The organism is Enterobacter sp. WCHEn090032 (genome assembly GCF_003986875.1).
Lineage (GTDB): Bacteria > Pseudomonadota > Gammaproteobacteria > Enterobacterales > Enterobacteriaceae > Enterobacter > Enterobacter sichuanensis.
This window is the reverse complement of sequence record NZ_RXRN01000003.1, coordinates 198169-216873: the sequence shown is the minus strand read 5'-3', so window position 1 is coordinate 216873 and position 18705 is coordinate 198169. Positions and strand designations below refer to the sequence as shown.

General features: G+C 55.3%; 13 protein-coding genes and 1 pseudogene. 8 read left to right on the top strand and 6 right to left on the bottom strand.

What is annotated here, in order from left to right; translation table 11 throughout:
- Positions 1-216: 216 nt before the first annotated feature.
- Positions 217-423, top strand: a pseudogene (locus EKN83_RS23660) (group II intron maturase-specific domain-containing protein); the annotation flags it as partial.
- Positions 424-569: 146 nt separating this feature from the next.
- Positions 570-893, top strand: coding sequence for a hypothetical protein (locus EKN83_RS04000; RefSeq protein WP_126800380.1), 324 nt, complete (start codon positions 570-572; stop codon positions 891-893).
- Positions 894-944: 51 nt separating this feature from the next.
- Here the strand turns inward: EKN83_RS04000 and EKN83_RS03995 are convergent, their stop codons facing one another.
- The 6 genes from EKN83_RS03995 to trxB form a co-directional block, all read right to left on the bottom strand.
- Positions 945-1274 (bottom strand): DUF4225 domain-containing protein, encoded by a 330-nt coding sequence (locus tag EKN83_RS03995; RefSeq protein ID WP_260591130.1) that lies wholly within the window; start codon positions 1272-1274, stop codon positions 945-947.
- A 589-nt stretch (positions 1275-1863) separates the two neighbouring features.
- Entirely contained in the window at positions 1864-2082 is a 219-nt protein-coding gene (infA, locus tag EKN83_RS03990) for a translation initiation factor IF-1 (RefSeq protein WP_002211347.1), read from the bottom strand.
- 284 nt (positions 2083-2366) lie between these two features.
- Positions 2367-3071, bottom strand: coding sequence for a leucyl/phenylalanyl-tRNA--protein transferase (aat, locus tag EKN83_RS03985; RefSeq protein WP_126800379.1), 705 nt, complete (start codon positions 3069-3071; stop codon positions 2367-2369).
- 45 nt (positions 3072-3116) lie between these two features.
- Positions 3117-4838, bottom strand: coding sequence for a heme ABC transporter ATP-binding protein/permease CydC (gene cydC / locus EKN83_RS03980; protein ID WP_126800378.1), 1722 nt, complete (start codon positions 4836-4838; stop codon positions 3117-3119).
- Positions 4838-6604 (bottom strand): heme ABC transporter permease/ATP-binding protein CydD, encoded by a 1767-nt coding sequence (gene cydD, locus EKN83_RS03975; protein ID WP_126800377.1) that lies wholly within the window; start codon positions 6602-6604, stop codon positions 4838-4840. Before cydD ends, cydC begins: the two co-directional genes overlap by 1 nt.
- Before the next feature lie 114 nt (positions 6605-6718).
- Positions 6719-7687, bottom strand: a complete 969-nt coding sequence (trxB, locus tag EKN83_RS03970; protein ID WP_025756025.1) for a thioredoxin-disulfide reductase — start codon at positions 7685-7687, stop codon at positions 6719-6721.
- Between the two features lie 544 nt (positions 7688-8231).
- Here trxB and lrp point away from each other — a divergent pair.
- The 6 genes from lrp to dmsA all read left to right on the top strand — a co-directional run bounded on the left by lrp (position 8232) and on the right by dmsA (position 18697).
- A complete protein-coding gene (gene lrp, locus EKN83_RS03960; protein ID WP_000228469.1) occupies positions 8232-8726 on the top strand; it encodes a leucine-responsive transcriptional regulator Lrp in 495 nt (164 codons plus the stop codon).
- 135 nt (positions 8727-8861) lie between these two features.
- Positions 8862-12563, top strand: coding sequence for a DNA translocase FtsK 4TM domain-containing protein (locus tag EKN83_RS03955; protein WP_126800376.1), 3702 nt, complete (start codon positions 8862-8864; stop codon positions 12561-12563).
- A 128-nt stretch (positions 12564-12691) separates the two neighbouring features.
- The gene (lolA, locus tag EKN83_RS03950; protein ID WP_059386168.1) at positions 12692-13303 is read left to right on the top strand and encodes an outer membrane lipoprotein chaperone LolA; all 612 of its coding nucleotides are present in this window, start codon (positions 12692-12694) and stop codon (positions 13301-13303) included.
- Between the two features lie 9 nt (positions 13304-13312).
- Positions 13313-14656, top strand: a complete 1344-nt coding sequence (gene rarA / locus EKN83_RS03945) for a replication-associated recombination protein RarA (RefSeq protein WP_025756022.1) — start codon at positions 13313-13315, stop codon at positions 14654-14656.
- A 92-nt stretch (positions 14657-14748) separates the two neighbouring features.
- Positions 14749-16041: a serine--tRNA ligase gene (gene serS, locus EKN83_RS03940; RefSeq protein WP_126800375.1), complete on the top strand. Its 1293-nt coding sequence runs from the start codon at positions 14749-14751 to the stop codon at positions 16039-16041.
- Between the two features lie 211 nt (positions 16042-16252).
- On the top strand, positions 16253-18697 hold the full coding sequence (gene dmsA / locus EKN83_RS03935) for a dimethylsulfoxide reductase subunit A (protein WP_126800374.1): 2445 nt from the start codon (positions 16253-16255) through the stop codon (positions 18695-18697).
- Positions 18698-18705 lie beyond the last annotated feature (8 nt).

Here is an 18705-nt window from a genome sequence, read left to right as displayed (position 1 = left end):
GTCATTTGTCATGGTTTATTATAGTCATTTGTCAGATGGTCGGAAGTGATTGTTTTACGCAGGGGTAAATAAAGGAAGGCGGGCTATGATCCTAATTTTTAATTGAAGTGTAATGAACTGATTTTCAATGATAATTTAATGGCTGTAAAAAAGGGTGAGAAAAGCGTTTTTAGCTTTTTTGTATGAAAATCATAAAGTTGTTTAGATAATATTTCAGTGCACTGCCGTACAGGCAGCTTAGAAATTACCGTCCGGAACCATCTGATCGCAGTACTGGTGCACTGTTGTATCCGGGTTGTTCGCGGATGGATCAATTATCACGGCATCTCAGATAATAAAAGGCGAGTGGGACAGTTCATCTACCAGAGCAAGCGAATCATCTACAGATGGTTTAACCGCAAAGTTCTGCGGAGGGGCCTGACCGGGTAACCGGCGGGTCTACTCACCCAGAACCCCAATATACAGGCTTGCCGTACAATCACTGACGCCCTAACGCGGCGTACCCATCCATCATGTGCAAAATAGTGTATCCTGTGTCCACAGGTTAAACAGAAAGAAGGTCGGTGCCAGTGGAAGAACATGATCTACACGCGTCAGGTTTTACAAAAAAGGAAATCATAAGGATTAAACGTTACCTTGAAACCGGTGATTCACTGGACAGGGTTCTGTTAGATCTTTCCCGTTATTTCAAAATGTTCGTTTGGGTCACAATTATTATGACCGTGATTACCATTCTCAGTTTCATTTTAGGCAGCACCGTACAGGCAATCTCAAGCGCGATAGCAGCAGTTTTCCTGTTTGTTGTTATTCTCCTGGTGATGCCTGTTAAAGTTGGTTATAAATCCTGGAAGCTATTGAGAACGTATGTTAGCGATTTTGATCGTCGTGGGTGAGTAGCTCCAGTACCACCTTTGCACTGACTCCCCATCCTAAAACTTTCATGCTTAATTTGCCGGAAGATATCTGAATAACCGCCAGGCCTCGGCTTTGCCTGTCAATCCGAACACACCAGAGACGCTTGCCGCTAAAGTAGTGGCATTGTAAACGCCAAGACCAACATCACGACTAAATCCCTTGAACTCAGCAATGGACATCGCGCTATCTGCGAACATCCCCTGTGAGGCAGGTGCATTCAGCAATTGCCTGGCCGCTTCTCTGGATATCGTATTAAAAGCGTCACCGATGAGGATAGCTCCCAAGCTACGGGCTTCGAGATTTATCATAGTGTCAGCCCACTGGCGCCTGTTCTGACCAGGAAAAAGCGCGATATCCATCAAAACATCCTTATGTATGATCCATAAACACAATTGGACTTAAATTTATGGCAGATGCATAAAGCTCGATGCAACCATTTTTTAGAGAGCAGGAGCAAGAGGTTACCCCTGGGTTCACCGGGCAAGCCTGGTCAGTACATTGGGGGTCTACGACGGAACCCCAGAAAATTCCGTCACTAAAGCTAAAAAACATCTGATTTGCATGACACTGAATAAATGGCGGGTTATTTGACAGAGTCCAGCATTAGAACCATCGTTTTAATCGTTGTCACCCAACTGATCGTTTGTGTGACAAGAGCCTGTCAGCAATTCTGTGTAACTGCCACGGAATATCGCCGCAAGTGCACTGCCGTGCAGGCAGCATAAAAAAGCAAATAAAGAGGTTTTACATACTACCGCGTCGCCTGGCGGCGCTACGCTTGCGCAGGCCTACAATGTGTTGTGCAATTTTGGCGTGTAGGCTGGGTAAGCGCAGCGCCACCCGGCAAGAAAGGCGACTGTATAGTTAAGGGGAGGGTTTTCCATAAATTTAAGGCCGGGAAGAACCCGACCTTATTTAATATTCATCTGCCATTACAGGCGAAAACAATTAGCGACTACGGAAGACAATGCGGCCTTTGCTCAGGTCGTACGGGGTCAGTTCAACAGTCACTTTGTCGCCCGTCAAAATGCGGATGTAGTTTTTGCGCATTTTACCGGAGATGTGCGCAGTTACCACGTGACCGTTTTCCAGCTCTACGCGAAACATGGTATTAGGCAACGTATCAAGTACGGTACCCTGCATTTCAATATTGTCTTCTTTGGCCATCTAATCCTCTGGGGTATCACTACCAAGTTTTGAACCGGCAAGATAATGCCGAAATTCATCTATTAAGTAAAGAATTGCGCGATTAAAACGCAGCAAAACAGTTTCGGCGCATTGCCCAAGCGTCACGGTACAACCGAACAGGAAGCGCATTCGTAAAGGGGAGACAACAGGATAAACGTCAGGACGTTATCTGAAGCGAGGGTCCCAAACGGCGGCGGGGCAACAGGCAGAAGCTACTCTGCGGCATAATTATAACACCCTCACAAAAAATATGCGGAAAACATTTAGGCATAGGGCATAAAGAGCGTTCTCGGGACCCAGAAGTCGCGCGGGAGCTTCTCCTGACGGCTGGCATCCAGATGCCCGATATACTGGCGTCGCGGGATTTCAACGGCACCCAGTGAGGCCGTGTGTTCGTTGAGCACCTGACAATCGATTAGACGTCCGCCGTATTGGGCAAAGGCCTGGCAGAAAACCAGCAGCGCGGTTTTCGAGGCGTTGACCGAACGAGAGAACATCGACTCGCCACAAAACAGCGTCCCCTGCGCCACGCCGTACATGCCGCCGACGAGCGTCCCATCTTGCCAGACCTCGATAGAGTGGGCGTAACCCAGCTCATGCAACTGGTGATAGGCGGTAATGATATCGCGGGTTATCCATGTCCCTTCATAGCGGTCTTCGGCACAGCCTTCTATAACCTGACCAAAGGCGTGATTCAGGGTGACACGGTACGGTGATTTTGCATGGAAACGCTTCATGCTGCGGCTCAGGTGAAACTGCTCTGGCCACAGCACGGCGCGGGGATCGGGAGACCACCATAAAATCGGGTCGCCGGGGGAGAACCACGGGAAAATGCCGCGCTGGTACGCCATTAATAGCCGAGCAGGGCTAAGGTCACCGCCAAGGGCCAGCAGACCATTGGGCTCGCGTAGCGCCCCCTCCGGCGAAGGGAACGCGATATTATGACGAGAAAGCTGGACCAGGCGCATGACAGCAAAACTCCAGTACGCGAGTGAGGACGCTACAAATATAGTCTACAGACGCTGTTTAAACTGGTAGTAGCGACCCTGTTTCGTCAACAGCTCTGCGTGACTACCTTGCTCAATAATCTGTCCGTTGTCCATCACAATTATCCGATCAAAACTCGCCAGACCGCGCAGGCGGTGCGTGACCATCAGCACGGTTTTCCCGCGCATCACATTCGCAAGCAGATCAAGGATTTGGCTCTCAGTTGTCGCGTCCAGCCCTTCGGTGGGTTCGTCGAGCAACATCAGCGGGGCATCGTGCAGCAGCGCGCGCGCAATCGCCAGTCTGCGCAGCTCACCGCCGGAGAGTTGACGGCCGCCTTCGCCCAGCCAGCTATTTAATCCCTCGTCCTCAAGCAGCTTGTGCAGACCGACCTCCTCCAGCATGGCGCGAAGAGCGTCATCCGACGCGTGCGGTGCGGCCAGCAGCAGGTTATCACGCAGGGTGGCGCTAAACAGGTGTACGCGCTGTGGAACGACGCTGACGGTTTGACGCAGGGCCTGCTCGCTGAAATCTGTCAGCAACGTATTGTTAAAACGGATCTGGCCGCGCTGCGGATCCCAGGCGCGGGTCAGCAGCTGCAGCAGCGTCGATTTACCGCAACCGGTACGGCCGAGGATCGCAATTCGCTCTCCGGCGTTAACAGACAGGTTGATGCTTTCCAGCGCGTTTTGCGCCTGTTTGTCGTAGGCGAAGGTGACATCATCCAGCGCCAGCGCAACCTGCGCGGGTACCGCTGTCTGCCCGGCACTGAATGTTACTTCAGGTTCCTGTTCGGCAATCTGGGTGATGCGCAGGGCTGAGGCGATGACCTGCCCCAGATGCTGGAAGGCGCCCGTCACGGGTGCCAGCGCTTCAAACGCGGCCAGCGCACAAAAAACGAAGAGGGCGATCAGGGGACCTGGCTGTGTATTTCCCCCAATACTTCCGGACGCCAGCCACAGCATGGCAATCACCGCGATGCCGCCAATGAGCGTCATCAGTGCCTGGGAAAACGCAGTCAGTTCCGACTGTCGGCGCTGAGCTTCATGCCAGTTCAACTCCGTACTTTCCATACGCGCGCGATAGCGCTTGCTTGCACCGAAAATGGTCAGTTCTGCCTGCCCCTGAAGCCAGGAGGTCAACTGCTGGCGGTAATCTCCGCGCAGACGCGTCAGGTTTTCCCCGGTGGATTTCCCGGCGCGGTAAAAGAGCGGCGGCAGAATTATAAGCGTCAACAGCATGATCCCGCCCAGCGTGAGCGCAACGGGAACATCCAGAAAAGACAATCCCAGCGTCACCACCACAATCACCACAAACGCGCCTACAATCGGGGAGATCACGCGCAGGTAAAGGTGATCCAGCGTGTCGACATCGGCAACGACACGGTTAAGTAACTCACCCTGACGAAAACGCGCCAGCCCGGCAGGGGAGAGGGGCAGCAGTTTACTGAAGGTGTAGATGCGCAGGTGCTGCAGCACGCGGAAAGTGGCGTCGTGGCTGACCAGCCGCTCAAAATAGCGTCCGGCAGTACGGGTGATGGCGGTACCGCGAACGCCGGCCGCCGGGAGCATATAGTTAAAGCTGTACAACCCGGCAACGCCCGCGACGGCAGAGGCTGACAGGAACCAGCCGGAAAGCGTGAGCAGACCAATGCTGGCGAGCAGAGTCACAATCGCCAGCACGATCCCCAGCGTCAGCATCCATTTGTGGCGTTTATAGAGCGCAAGATAAGGCAGCAGAGCACGCATCAGATGTCCTCCTGACGGTTCGCCAGCAGGGCGGCAAACGGCCCCTGCGCGGCAACAAGAGAGGCGTAATCGCCTTGCTCAACAAGACGGCCATTTTCCATGACCCAGATCTGGTCCCAGTCGGCAAGACCTTCCAGCTGGTGGGTGACCATCAGGGTCGTTTGCTGGCGTGAGGCGGCGTTAAGCGCTTCCATCACGCGCTGCTCACTGTGGGCATCCAGGCTGGCAGCAGGCTCATCCAGCAGCATCAGCTGACATGGGTTAAGCAGCGCGCGGGCAACGGCTACACGCTGCGCCTGGCCAACAGACAGCCCGGCGGACTGGTCACCAACGACGGTGTCTACCCCTTGCGGGAGCAGCGGCAGAAACTCGCTGACCCAGGCGCGGTCGAGCACCGATTGCAGTTCATCTTCACGCGCATCCGGACGCGCCAGAAGCACATTTTCACGTAGCGTGGAGGCAGGAAGCTGCGGGTTTTGTCCTACCCAACTGAGCTGTTTACGCCAGGCGTCAGGGTCGAGTTTACGCAACTCGGTTTTGTTTATTTGCAGCGAACCGGTGTAGGCCATAAAACCGGATAGCGCATTCAGTAACGAACTTTTCCCGGAACCGCTGGTGCCGACGAGCACCACGCGCTGTCCGGCGGGCAGGGTAAAGTTCAGCGGGCCTGCCAGCACCTTACCTTCCGGCGAGAGGATGCAAAAATCCTGGGCCTCGACGGTCACGGGTTCTTTGGCATTTAGCATCACGTCACCCCGCTCCGGATGCGCCAGTGGTGTTTCCAGGAACGTTTTCAGGCTGTCGGCCGCGCCAACCGCCTGTGCTTTAGCGTGATAGAAGGTCCCCAAATCGCGAAGAGGCTGGAAAAATTCCGGGGCCAGGATCAGCGCCAGGAAACCGGCAGAAAGGGTCACTGCCGTGCCGTAATGGCCGAAATCCAGCGCACCGAGATAGGAGAAGCCGAAGTAGACGGCCACAAGGGCGATCGACAGCGAAGTAAAGAATTCCAGCACGCCTGAGGATAAGAAGGCGAGGCGTAACACTTCCATGGTGCGCTGGCGGAAATCCTGCGATGCCAGACGAATGTTGTCGGTTTCCGCTTCACCGCGGCCAAAAATGCGTAATGTCTCCATGCCGCGCAGGCGGTCAAGGAAATGGCCGCTTAAGCGACCCAATGCCAGGAAGTTACGGCGGTTGGCATCCGCCGCTCCCATCCCAACCAGCGCCATAAACAGGGGGATCAGCGGGGCGGTGCCCAGCAGAATCAGTGCTGCCATCCAGTTAATCGGGAAGATGGCGATCACAATCAACAGCGGAACGAAGACGGCAAGCGCCATTTGCGGCAAATAGCGCGCGTAATAGTCGTGCATATCGTCAATTTGCTCAAGGATCAGCGTCGCCCAGCTTCCGGCTGGTTTTCCCTGAATCCACGCCGGGCCGGCTTCCTGAAGCCTGTCGAGCACCTGACGACGGATCTCGTAGCGGATATGCTGTCCGGCATGAAAACCGACGCGTTCACGCAGCCAGACCACCCAGGCGCGCAGGATAAAAACCAGGATCAGGACAATAAAGGGCAGCAGGAGCGCCTCGCGGGGAATGTTCTCCATGATCATGTGATTGAGAATGCGGGCCAGCAGCCATGCCTGGGCAACAATCAACAGGCCGCTAACAAATCCCAGCAGACGGGAAATGGTAAGCCAGCGGCGGGAAATAACGCTTTGCTGTTTCAGCCAGCGTGTTAACTCTTGTTGACGGGTTTTTTCCATTGCGTACTTTGCAGGTGACGTTATTAGAAATTGGGCAGCGCAATGTTACAACGGGGAGACAATAAAGGCGACTTATCGCCGCCTTTATTTACGTTTGTTACTGACTTGTAAAGATTATTTACCTTGTTCCGCCAGTCCATCGAGGTAGCGTTCAGCATCCAGCGCGGCCATACACCCGGTACCCGCAGAGGTAATTGCCTGACGGTAAATGTGGTCCATGACATCGCCCGCCGCAAACACGCCCGGGATACTGGTCTGGGTCGCGTTACCGTGAATGCCTGACTGCACTTTAATGTAGCCGTTTTCCAGCTCCAGCTGCCCTTCGAAGATTGCCGTGTTCGGGCTGTGACCGATAGCAACAAACAGGCCCGCCACGTCCAGCGTTTCGACGTTATCGCTGTTCTGGGTATCACGAATACGCAGACCGGCAACGCCCATCTGATCGCCCGTGACCTCTTCCAGCGTGCGGTTGGTGTGCAGCACGATGTTGCCGCTTGCCACTTTATCCATCAGACGTTTGATCAGGATCTTCTCCGCGCGGAATGTATCGCGGCGGTGGATCAGGTGCACTTCTGAGGCAATGTTTGCCAGGTACAGCGCTTCTTCCACGGCAGTGTTGCCGCCGCCGATGACCGCAACTTTCTGATTGCGGTAGAAGAAACCGTCACAGGTAGCGCAGGCAGAGACGCCGCGGCCTTTAAACGCTTCTTCTGATGGCAGGCCCAGGTAACGGGCAGAAGCACCGGTGGCGATGATCAGCGCGTCACAGGTGTATTCGCCGCTGTCACCCGTCAGGCGGAACGGACGGTTCTGCAGATCGACCTTGTTAATATGGTCGAACAGAATTTCGGTTTCGAATTTGGCAGCATGCTCGTGCATACGTTCCATCAGTAGCGGCCCGGTCAGGTCGTTCGGGTCGCCTGGCCAGTTTTCCACTTCGGTGGTGGTGGTCAGCTGACCGCCTTTTTCCATGCCGGTGATTAATACCGGTTGCAGGTTAGCGCGTGCAGCATAGACCGCCGCGGTATATCCCGCAGGTCCAGAACCAAGGATTAGCAGCTTACTGTGTTTGGCCGTGCCCATGAGATCCCCATTGTTGTTGGCAGACATTTGGCTGGATTGTAGGGAATTTGTTGTCGTAAAAAAAGAGCGCAGCAATTTTGATATCAATCTGTGTAATAGCCACGGACGATGAATGGCGCGCTATAACATCAAGCTTTCTCCTGAAAACCGGTTGTTTATAAGGCAATAAAATGAGGATTAATACCCTGCCGTAATGAATATCCGGCATGTTGTACTAAAAAACGATGTTTTGCTTTGACAATCCCCTGCGCTTTTGCGAAAACATTCAAGGAAGAAAAAAAACCGCGTTAACCGTATGCCGCATAGGCATGCACGTAAATGCCATTTTTACCGGGTCAGTGAAATCTACGCATGGCGTGGACAGACGCCATACGTGATGTCGGTGACAGCCTTCGGGCAACGGTCTTCTTACCAACAGAACCCGAATCCGCATCGCGTCTAATACAAAATCAGGCGATGTGATGAGTAACGGGTACAGGCTCTGAACAGTGATGTGCACAGGGTCCAGGCAGGAGTAGGGAAGGAATACAGAGAGACAATAATAATGGTAGATAGCAAGAAGCGCCCTGGCAAAGATCTCGACCGTATCGATCGTAACATTCTTAATGAATTGCAAAAGGATGGGCGTATTTCCAACGTCGAGCTTTCAAAACGTGTGGGACTTTCCCCGACGCCGTGCCTTGAGCGTGTGCGCCGACTGGAAAGACAGGGTTTTATTCAGGGCTATACAGCTCTGCTGAACCCGCATTATCTGGATGCCTCACTTCTGGTATTTGTTGAGATTACTCTGAATCGTGGTGCGCCGGATGTGTTTGAGCAATTTAACGCCGCTGTACAAAAACTTGAAGAAATTCAAGAGTGTCATCTGGTGTCCGGTGATTTCGACTACCTGTTGAAAACCCGTGTGCCTGATATGTCCGCCTACCGTAAGCTGCTGGGGGAAACCCTGCTGCGTCTGCCAGGCGTGAACGACACCCGTACCTATGTGGTGATGGAAGAGGTCAAACAGAGCAATCGTCTGGTTATTAAGACGCGCTAACACGGAACAGGTGCAAAATCAGCGTAGTTTGATTACACTCCTGTTAATCCATACAGCAACAGTGCCGGGGAGTCCCGGCGCTGTTGTCCGTTTTAGCAAACAGGCAGGATATGCCTGATACCTGGAGAGCCTTTCTTGAGCCAGGAATACACTGAAGACAAAGAAGTCACACTATCGAAGCTAAGCAGCGGACGTCGTCTCCTCGAGGCTTTGCTGATTGTTATTGCCCTTTTTGCCGTCTGGCTGATGGCAGCCTTACTCAGTTTCAACCCCTCAGATCCCAGCTGGTCACAAACTGCATGGCATGAGCCTATTCATAATTTAGGCGGCGTACCCGGTGCCTGGCTTGCGGACACGCTCTTTTTCATTTTCGGTGTGATGGCCTACACCCTTCCCGTCATTATTATCGGCGGGTGCTGGTTTGCGTGGCGACATCGTCAAAACGATGATTACATCGACTATTTCGCCGTTTCGCTGCGTCTGATTGGCGCACTGGCACTGATCCTCACCTCATGCGGGCTGGCGGCCATTAATGCGGATGATATCTGGTACTTCGCTTCGGGTGGCGTGATTGGCAGCCTGTTGAGTTCTGCGCTGCAGCCGATGCTTCATAGCAGCGGCGGCACGCTGGCGTTGCTGTGCATCTGGGCGGCGGGGCTGACGTTATTCACCGGCTGGTCCTGGGTGAGCATTGCCGAGAAAATTGGCAGTTTTATCCTCACTATTCTGACCTTCGCCAGCAACCGTACCCGTCGTGACGATACGTGGGTTGATGAAGATGAGTACGAAGATGAAGAGGAAGATGACGCGCCTGTGCAGCGTCGCGAGTCTCGTCGTGCTCGAATTCTGCGTGGCGCGCTGGCGCGTCGCCAACGTGTTGCAGAGAAATTTGCCAATCCGCTGGGCCGTAAAACTGATGCGGCGCTCTTCTCTGGTAAACGCATGGATGAAGACGAGCAGGTGGTCTATCGCGCTGCGGGAAATCAGGTCGATCCTGACGATGTGCTCTTCTCCGGCAACCGTGCCACCCCAGGCGATTTCGACGAATACGATCCGCTGTTAAACGGTCATTCGGTCACCGAGCCGGTTGCAGCCGCAGCCGCCGCGACGACCGCTGCTCAGGCCTATGCCGTCCCCGTTGACGCCGTGATGCCTTCTGCGCCGGTTTCACCGCCGGAATCCGTTATTCAGCAGCCTCAGGTAGACTGGCAGACTGCGCCGGGTGTTCATATCCCGGAACCGGTTATTGCGCCTGAACCAGAAAGCTATATTCCCGTTCAGCAGGAGCAGTGGCAGCAGCCTTATCAGCCGCCGCAGCCTGCGTATGAACCACAACACAACCCACACTATGAACAGCCTGTAACTCAACCGTATCAGGAGTATGTGCCTGAACCGGTTGAACCCGTGCAGCCTTATGTCGCACCGCAACCTGAGCCGGAACCTGAGCCCGAAATCGTGGAAGAGGTGAAGCCAGCGCGTCCGCCGCTGTACTATTTTGAAGAAGTCGAAGAGCGCCGTGCGCGTGAACGCGAACAGCTGGCGGCCTGGTATCAGCCAGTGCCTGAACCGGTGCAGGAACCTGTTACGAAAGCAGCTGCTGTTTCGGCTCCTCAGGTTGATCCAACCCCTTCGGTTGCCCCTGTAGCGGAAAGCGTGAAGCAGGCCACCGCGGCGGCGGCCGTGGCTGCACCTGTCTTTAGCCTGGCAACAGGGGGGGCGCCACGTCCTCAGGTGAAAGAGGGGATTGGTCCTCAATTGCCTCGTCCTAACCGTGTCCGCGTGCCAACCCGTCGTGAGCTTGCCTCTTATGGTATCAAACTGCCTTCCCAGCGGATGGCCGAAGAAAAAGCCCGCGAGTCTGAGTACGAGGATGATGCCGATGACATGCAGCAGGCTGAGCTGGCTCGCCAGTTCGCCGCGCAGCAGAATCAACGCTACGGTGAGGAATATCAGCACGATGAGCCTGCGCTGGACGACGATGACGCGGCGGAAGCCGAACTGGCGCGCCAGTTTGCCGCTACCCAGCAGCAGCGCTATTCCGGCGAACAACCGGCTGGTGCAAATCCATTCTCCCTGTCGGATTTTGAATTCTCGCCGATGAAAGATCTGGTGGATGATGGCCCGAGCGAGCCTTTATTTACCCCGAGCGTGATGCCGGAAGCGGAGCCTGTGCGCCAGCAACCCGCACAGCCGTCATACGCACCGCAACCGCAGCAGCCGGCGCCGCAGGCTTACACGCAACCGCAGCAGCCACAACAACCGCCGCAGTTCCAGCAGCCTGCGCCACAGCCGCAGGAGAGTCTGATTCACCCGCTGCTGATGCGTAACGGTGACAGCCGTCCGCTGCAGCGTCCAAGCACGCCACTGCCGTCGCTGGATCTGTTAACGCCGCCACCAGCGGAAGTTGAACCGGTTGATACCTTTGCGCTGGAGCAGATGGCGCGTCTGGTCGAAGCGCGTCTGGCTGACTTCCGCATTAAAGCGGACGTGGTGAACTACTCCCCGGGGCCGGTCATCACCCGTTTCGAACTGAACCTGGCGCCAGGCGTAAAAGCCGCACGTATTTCTAACCTCTCCCGTGACCTGGCGCGTTCTCTGTCGACCGTAGCGGTGCGTGTGGTGGAGGTCATACCGGGCAAACCGTACGTTGGCCTTGAACTGCCGAACAAGAAACGTCAGACCGTCTACCTGCGTGAAGTGCTGGATAACACCAAGTTCCGCGATAACCCTTCCCCGCTAACGGTGGTGCTGGGTAAAGATATTGCGGGCGATCCGGTAGTGGCAGACCTTGCGAAGATGCCTCACCTGCTGGTGGCCGGTACGACCGGTTCCGGTAAGTCCGTCGGTGTGAACGCCATGATCCTTAGCATGCTCTATAAAGCGCAGCCGGAAGATGTGCGTTTCATCATGATCGACCCGAAAATGCTCGAACTGTCCGTCTATGAAGGCATCCCGCACCTGCTGACGGAAGTGGTTACCGACATGAAAGACGCGGCCAACGCCCTGCGCTGGAGCGTGAACGAGATGGAACGTCGCTACAAGCTGATGTCGGCACTGGGCGTGCGTAACCTGGCCGGTTATAACGAGAAAATCGCCGAGGCGGCGCGTATGGGCCGTCCGATCCCGGATCCGTACTGGAAACCGGGAGACAGCATGGATGCACAGCATCCGGTGCTGGAAAAACTGCCTTATATCGTGGTGCTGGTAGATGAATTCGCCGATCTGATGATGACCGTCGGTAAGAAAGTGGAAGAGCTGATTGCCCGCCTGGCGCAGAAAGCGCGTGCTGCCGGTATTCACCTTGTGCTGGCGACCCAGCGTCCATCCGTGGACGTTATCACCGGTCTGATTAAAGCGAACATCCCGACGCGTATCGCCTTTACCGTATCCAGTAAAATTGACTCACGTACCATCCTTGATCAGGGTGGCGCAGAGTCGCTGCTGGGGATGGGGGACATGCTCTATTCCGGCCCGAATTCCACCTCTCCGGTGCGTGTTCACGGCGCATTCGTTCGCGACCAGGAAGTGCACGCGGTAGTGCAGGACTGGAAAGCACGTGGTCGTCCGCAATATGTTGATGGCATCACCAGCGACACGGAAAGCGAAGGCGGCGGCGGTGGCTTCGACGGCGGCGAAGAGCTGGATCCGTTATTCGATCAGGCGGTGAACTTCGTGACCGAAAAACGCAAGGCCTCCATCTCTGGCGTACAGCGTCAGTTCCGCATCGGCTATAACCGCGCGGCGCGTATCATCGAACAGATGGAAGCGCAGGGTATTGTCAGCGAGCAGGGGCACAACGGTAACCGCGAGGTGCTGGCACCACCGCCGTTTGATTAACCTTCGGCAATTGCAAAGAAGGGTAAATCAACCAAAATTAAGCATTTTCTTCTGTCGCCTGCCTGCGGGCAGGTTCAGAATAGAAGACGGAAACCCCATATCGGGAAGACGTATTTTAAGGAATAACAATGAAAAAAATCGCCATCGCCTGTGCATTACTCACCAGTTTTGTTGCCAGCAGCGTCTGGGCTGATGCAGCCAGCGACCTTAAAAGCCGACTGGATAAAGTAAGCAGCTTCCACGCCAGCTTCACGCAAAAAGTGACTGACGGCAGCGGCAACGCGGTGCAGGAAGGTCAGGGAGATTTGTGGGTAAAACGCCCGAATCTGTTTAACTGGCACATGACCCAGCCGGATGAAAGCATCCTGGTGTCTGACGGTAAAACACTATGGTTCTTCAACCCGTTCGTTGAGCAGGCAACGGCGACCTGGCTGAAAGATGCCACCAGCAATACGCCATTTATGCTGATTGCCCGCAACCAGGCCAGCGACTGGCAGCAGTACAATATTAAGCAGACGGGGGACGAGTTTGTCCTGACGCCAAAAGGCAGCAACGGCAACCTGAAGCAATTCACCATTAACGTAAGCCCCAACGGTACCATTAATCAGTTTGGCGCCGTTGAGCAGGACGATCAGCGCAGCAGCTATCAGCTGAAGTCTCAGCAGAATGGCGCTGTAGATGCATCGAAATTCACCTTTACCCCGCCGCAGGGCGTAACGGTGGATGACCAACGTAAGTAAGAGGCGTGAGTGAGCAATCTGTCGCTCGATTTTTCAGACAACGCGTTTCAACCTCTGGCCGCTCGTATGCGGCCAGAAAATTTAGCGCAGTATATCGGCCAGCAACACCTGCTGGCTGCCGGTAAGCCATTGCCGCGCGCCATTGAGGCCGGGCATCTTCACTCGATGATCCTCTGGGGGCCACCAGGCACGGGCAAAACCACGCTTGCCGAAGTGATCGCCCGCTATGCGAACGCGGATGTTGAACGTATCTCAGCTGTTACCTCCGGCGTGAAAGAGATCCGCGAAGCGATCGAGCGCGCGCGGCAGAACCGCAATGCCGGGCGCAGGACTATCCTCTTCGTGGACGAAGTTCACCGCTTCAACAAAAGCCAGCAGGATGCCTTTCTGCCGCACATTGAAGACGGCACGATCTTCTTCATCGGGGCGACCACCGAAAATCCCTCGTTTGAACTGAACTCAGCGCTGTTGTCTCGTGCGCGCGTTTACTTGCTCAAATCGTTGACCGTCGAGGATATCGAAAAGGTTCTCACCCAGGCGATGGACGATAAAGCGCGCGGCTACGGCGGGCAGGATATCGTACTGCCTGACGACACGCGTCGTGCGATTGCGGAGCTGGTGAACGGTGATGCGCGTCGGGCTCTGAACACGCTGGAGATGATGGCCGACATGGCCGAAGTCGACGATGCTGGCAAACGAGTGCTGAAGCCGGAACTGCTCACCGAAATAGCCGGGGAGCGCAGCGCGCGTTTCGATAATAAAGGCGATCGATTTTACGATCTCATTTCTGCCCTGCATAAATCCGTGCGCGGCAGCGCGCCAGATGCGGCACTGTACTGGTACGCGCGCATCATTACTGCCGGTGGCGATCCGCTGTACGTTGCGCGCCGCTGCCTGGCGATTGCCTCAGAAGATGTCGGCAATGCCGATCCTCGTGCCATGCAGGTCGCGCTGTCGGCGTGGGACTGTTTCACCCGTGTGGGTCCGGCGGAAGGCGAACGTGCAATTGCCCAGGCGATTGTCTATCTGGCCTGTGCGCCGAAAAGCAATGCCGTTTATACCGCGTTTAAAGCGGCGATGTCTGATGCGCGTGAACGCCCGGACTACGATGTGCCGGTTCACCTGCGTAATGCGCCAACGAAACTGATGAAAGAGATGGGGTATGGGCAGGAGTACCGTTACGCCCATGATGAACCCAATGCCTACGCGGCCGGTGAGGAATATTTCCCGCAGGAGATGGCACAAACCCGCTATTATCACCCCACAAACAGAGGTCTTGAAGGCAAGATTGGCGAAAAGCTCGCCTGGCTCGCCGGACAGGATCAAAATAGCCCTATAAAACGCTACCGTTAGTGCAGTCGTTGCGGTAATGTTGGCGTTGTATCCCTGTGATCGCAGGCTGTGGTCACTTTTTCCTATTTTAATTCGATAAGCACAGGATAAGCATGCTCGATCCCAATCTGCTGCGTAATGAGCCAGACGCAGTCGCTGAAAAACTGGCACGCCGGGGCTTTAAGCTGGATGTAGATAAGCTGCGCGCTCTCGAAGAGCGTCGTAAAGTTCTGCAGGTACAAACTGAAAATCTGCAGGCAGAGCGTAATTCTCGATCGAAATCCATTGGCCAGGCGAAAGCGCGCGGGGAAGATATTGAGCCATTACGCCTGGAAGTGAACAAACTGGGTGAAGAACTGGATCAGGCGAAAGCCGAACTGGATGTTCTTCAGGCCGAAATTCGTGATATTGCCCTGGCTATCCCGAATATTCCTGACGACAGCGTCCCTGTCGGTAAAGATGAAAACGACAACGTTGAAGTGAAACGCTGGGGTACGCCTCGTGAGTTTGACTTCGAGGTGCGCGATCACGTGACGCTAGGCGAAATGCACACAGGCCTGGACTTTGCAGCAGCAGTTAAGCTGACCGGTTCTCGCTTTGTGGTGATGAAAGGCCAGATTGCTCATCTGCACCGCGCTCTGGCGCAGTTCATGCTGGATCTGCACTCCGAGCAGCACGGCTACAGTGAAACTTATGTTCCGTATCTGGTTAACCACGATACCCTGTACGGTACCGGTCAGCTGCCGAAATTTGCCGGCGATCTGTTCCACACCCGTCCGCTGGACGAGGAAGCGGACAGCAGCAACTACGCGCTGATCCCAACGGCGGAAGTGCCGCTGACCAACCTCGTGCGTGATGAGATCATCGATGAAGACGATCTGCCGATCAAACTGACGGCGCACTCTCCGTGCTTCCGTTCTGAAGCAGGCTCTTACGGTCGCGACACGCGCGGTCTGATCCGTATGCACCAGTTTGATAAAGTTGAGATGGTGCAGATCGTCCGTCCTGAAGATTCCATGGATGCGCTGGAAGAGATGACCGGTCACGCAGAGAAGGTGCTGGAGCTGCTGGGTCTGCCGTACCGTCGTATGGCCCTGTGCACCGGTGATATGGGCTTTGGCGCCCGCAAAACCTTCGACCTTGAAGTGTGGGTGCCTGCGCAGAACACCTACCGTGAAATCTCCTCCTGCTCTAACGTCTGGGATTTCCAGGCGCGCCGTATGCAGGCACGCTGCCGCAGCAAATCTGACAAGAAAACCCGTCTGGTGCACACCCTGAACGGTTCTGGTCTGGCGGTTGGCCGTACGCTGGTTGCCGTGATGGAAAACTACCAGCAGGCAGATGGTCGCATCGAGATCCCTGAAGTGCTGCGTCCATACATGAAAGGCCTGCAGTACATCGGCTAATTATTTGCCGCAAAACAAAAAAGCGCCTGCGGGCGCTTTTTTTATGTCTGTGAATTGATACGACGCAATACCCCCTCCCTCCAAAGTAGTAATACTGTTGCGAATGAAAGTCAGCATAAAAAGCTGAATACCCGGAAATTCGATATCTATAAAGCTATGTTGCGGTTCGCGCCGCCTCTCTTTTCTTTGTGAGCAACCAAAGTGAGTTTCTATGAAAATCAACGCGCCTGAAGCACTCATGGCTGCCGAGGTCACTCGCCGTGGGTTGATGAAAACCACGGCAATAGGCGGTCTGGCTGTAGCCAGCAGCGCCTTCACGCTCCCTTTTACCCGACTGGCATCGGCGGCAGAGGCACTCTCCCCAGCCACCACGCCGGAAAAAGTGGTGTGGAGTGCCTGTACCGTCAACTGTGGTAGCCGTTGTCCCCTGCGTATGCACGTGGTGGACGGCGAAATTAAGTATGTCGAAACCGATAATACCGGCGACGATAGCTACGAAGGATTACATCAGGTTCGGGCTTGTCTGCGTGGCCGCTCCATGCGTCGTCGCGTGTATAACCCGGACCGTCTGAAATACCCGATGAAACGCGTCGGTAAGCGTGGAGAAGGAAAGTTCGAGCGGATTAGCTGGGATGAAGCCTACGATATCATCGCCAGCAATATGCAGCGTTTGATCAAAGAGTACGGTAATGAATCCATCTACCTGAACTACGGCACCGGAACGCTCGGCGGCACGCTGACCCGCTCCTGGCCACCGGGTAAAACGCTGGTAGCGCGCCTGATGAACTGCTGCGGCGGTTATCTCAATCACTACGGTGATTACTCCTCGGCGCAGATCGCCGCTGGCCTGAACTACACCTACGGTGGCTGGGCGGACGGCAACAGCCCGTCGGATATCGAAAACAGTAAGCTGGTCGTGCTGTTCGGTAACAACCCGGGTGAAACGCGTATGAGCGGCGGCGGGGTGACCTACTATCTGGAACAGGCCCGCGCCAAATCCAATGCCCGCATGATCATCATCGATCCGCGCTATACCGACACCGGTGCAGGGCGTGAAGATGAATGGATCCCCATTCGTCCAGGGACCGATGCGGCGCTGGTCTCCGCACTGGCCTGGGTGATGATCACCGAAAACCTCGTCGATCAGCCTTTCCTGGATAAATACTGCGTCGGCTATGACGAGAAAACCCTGCCGGCCAGCGCGCCAGCAAACGGGCATTACAAAGCGTATATTCTCGGCCAGGGCAGCGACGGCGTGGCGAAAACGCCGGCGTGGGCCTCTACCATCACCGGTATTCCGGCGGAACGTATTGTGCAGCTGGCACGTGAAATTGGCTCAGCCAAACCTGCCTACATCAGCCAGGGCTGGGGCCCGCAGCGCCATGCGAACGGCGAAATTGCCACCCGCGCTATCTCTATGCTCTCTATTCTGACCGGCAACGTCGGTATTCACGGCGGTAATACCGGCGCGCGTGAAGGTTCGTACTCGCTGCCGTTTGAACGGATGCAGACCCTGGACAACCCCGTGAAGACCAGCATCTCCATGTTTATGTGGACCGATGCGATTGAACGTGGCCCGGAAATGACCGCCCTGCGCGACGGTGTGCGCGGCAAGGACAAGCTGGACGTGCCGATCAAGATGATCTGGAACTATGCCGGCAACTGTCTTATCAACCAGCACTCCGAAATCAACCGTACCCATGAAATCCTGCAGGACGACAAGAAGTGCGAGATGATTGTGGTGATCGACTGCCACATGACCTCCTCGGCAAAATATGCCGATATTCTGCTGCCAGACTGCACCGCCTCTGAGCAGATGGATTTCGCGCTGGATGCCTCCTGCGGCAACATGTCCTATGTGATCTTCACCGACCAGGCCATCAAGCCGCGTTTTGAGTGCAAAACCATCTATGAAATGACCTCCGAACTGGCGAAACGGCTTGGTGTAGAGCAGCAGTTTACCGAGGGGCGTACTCAGGAAGGGTGGATGCGCCATCTTCACGCGCTCTCCCGTAAAGCGATCCCCGATCTGCCGGACTTCGATACCTTCCGCAAGCAGGGTATGTACAAACAGCGTGACCCGGAAGGGCATCACGTGGCGTACAAAGCGTTCCGTGAAGATCCGCAGGCGAACCCGCTAACCACGCCGTCGGGCAAAATCGAAATCTACTCCGAAGAGCTGGCAAAAATCGCCTCTACCTGGGAGCTGCCGGAAGGGGACGTTATCGATTCGCTGCCGATCTACACGCCGGGTTTTGAAAACTATAACGATCCACTGACGGCGAAATTCCCGCTGCAACTGACCGGTTTCCACTACAAAGCGCGTGTTCACTCCACCTACGGTAACGTCGATGTCCTGAAAGCGGCCTGTCGACAGGAGATGTGGATCAACCCGATGGATGCCAAAGCGCGCGGTATCAGCAATGGCGATCGCGTGCGGATCTTTAACGGCCGCGGCGAGGTCCATATTGAAGCCAAAGTGACCCCGCGCATGATGCCCGGCGTGGTGGCGCTGGGGGAAGGCGCCTGGTACAGCCCGGATGCAAAGGGCATCGATCAGGCTGGCAGTATTAACGTACTGACCACGCAGCGCCCGTCGCCGCTGGCGAAAGGCAACCCATCCCACACAAACCTTGTCCAGGTTGAAAAGGTTTAAGGAGTAAC